This is a genomic window from Sphaerisporangium sp. NPDC005289 (assembly GCF_040607455.1).
Taxonomy (GTDB): Bacteria; Actinomycetota; Actinomycetes; order Streptosporangiales; family Streptosporangiaceae; genus Sphaerisporangium; species Sphaerisporangium rhizosphaerae.
Window position 1 is genome coordinate 1 of sequence record NZ_JBEXGS010000063.1, and the last position, 1,727, is coordinate 1,727.

1 protein-coding gene and 2 pseudogenes are annotated in these 1,727 nt (G+C 71.1%); all 3 read left to right on the forward strand.

From position 1 onward, the window contains the following. Positions 1-333 (forward strand): annotated as a pseudogene (locus ABZT47_RS40285) (sugar ABC transporter substrate-binding protein); the annotation flags it as partial. A gap of 13 nt (positions 334-346) precedes the next feature. Further along, the gene (locus tag ABZT47_RS40290; protein WP_354854092.1) at positions 347-1,531 is read left to right on the forward strand and encodes a Gfo/Idh/MocA family oxidoreductase; all 1,185 of its coding nucleotides are present in this window, start codon (positions 347-349) and stop codon (positions 1,529-1,531) included. 92 nt (positions 1,532-1,623) lie between these two features. Next, a pseudogene (locus tag ABZT47_RS40295) lies at positions 1,624-1,727 on the forward strand (sugar phosphate isomerase/epimerase); the annotation flags it as partial.

A 1,727-nucleotide genomic window follows, 5' to 3' on the forward strand; every position in this document is an offset into this window, starting at 1 on the left:
ATCGACGCGATCTGGAACCACGACGACGACCAGGGCATCGGTGTCCTGGCGGCGGTGAAGGAGGCCGGGCGCAACGAGTTCTTCATGGTGGGTGGCGCGGGGTCGGCGAACGCGATGCGCGACATCGCGGCCGACAGTGGTGTGCTGAAGGCGACGGTGACCTACAGCCCGACGATGGCGGCTTCGGCGATCAAGCTGGCGCGGCTCATCGCTCAGGGGAAGGGTCTGAGCGACCTGGTCGAGCAGCAGGTGCCGCAGTCGATCACGCTGATGTCGGAGACCATCACCAAGGACAACGCGCAGAAGTATCTGCCGCTCGGATTCGAATCCTGATTCGGGGGTTTTCGTGACTGACACCAGGGCCGCACTCGGGGTCGGCATGGTCGGGTACGCGTTCATGGGGCGCGTGCACTCCCAGGCGTGGCGCAGCGTGGGGGCGTTCTTCGACCTGCCGGTGACCCCGGTCATGGCCGCGCTGTCCGGTCGTTCCGGCGACCGCACGGCCGCCGCCGCCGCGAGCCTCGGCTGGGCCGCGGTCGAGACCGACTGGAAGGACCTCGTCGCGCGGGACGACGTGCAGATCGTCGACATCTGCACGCCCGGTGACTCCCACGCCGAGATCGCCATCGCGGCGCTGGAGGCCGGCAAGCACGTCCTGTGCGAGAAGCCGCTGGCCAACACCGTGGCCGAGGCCGAGGCGATGGTCGCGGCCGCCGAGCGCGCGGCGGCGCGGGGCGTGCGCAGCATGGTGGCCTTCAACTACCGGCGGGTCCCGGCCGTCGCGCTCGCCCGCCAGTGGGTCGCCGAAGGGCGGCTCGGGCAACTGCGGCACGTCCGCGCCCAGTACCTCCAGGACTGGATCGTCGACCCGCAGTTCCCGCTGGTGTGGCGGTTGCAGAAGGACAAGGCGGGGTCGGGCGCGCTCGGCGACATCGGCTCCCACATCGTGGACACCGCCCAGTACATCACCGGGCAGAGCCTGACGGGCGTGTCGGCCATCACCGAGACCTTCGTCAAGGAGCGGCCGCTGGCCGAGGAGTCGGCCGGGCTCGCCGCGGACGCCTCCGAGGGCGCCGGGGAGACCGGCACGGTCACCGTCGATGACGCGGCCCTGTTCCTCGGCCGGTTCTCCGGCGGCGCCGTTGGGTCGTTCGAGGCGACCCGTTTCGCCAGCGGGCGCAAGAACGCGATGCGCATCGAGGTGAACGGGGAGCTCGGGAGCCTGGCCTTCGACTTCGAGTCGATGAACGAGCTGTGGTTCCACGACCACACGCTTCCGGCGGAGGAGGCGGGGTTCCGGCGGGTGCTTGTCACCGAGTCCGGGCATCCGTACGCGGGCGCCTGGTGGCCGCCGGGGCACGGGCTCGGCTACGAGCACACCTTCACCCACGAGGTGAAGGACTTCCTGGAGGCGATCGGCGAGGGCACCGACCCGGCCCCCTCGTTCGCCGACGGCCTGCGGGTGCAGCGGGTGCTGGAGGCGGTCGCCGACAGCGCCGCCAACGACAGCCGCTGGACCCCCATCGCCTGACGGCCCACGTGCGCGCCGCGCGGGCGGATCCGGGGACGGACCGCCCGCGCGGCGCGGGCCTGAGCATTCCGACACCGAGAAGGAGAGCGGACATGACGCGACCGATCACGTTGTTCACCGGCCAGTGGGCCGATCTGCCGTTCGAGGAGGTGTGCCGTCTGGCCGGGGAGTGGGGGTATGACGGCCTGGAGATCGC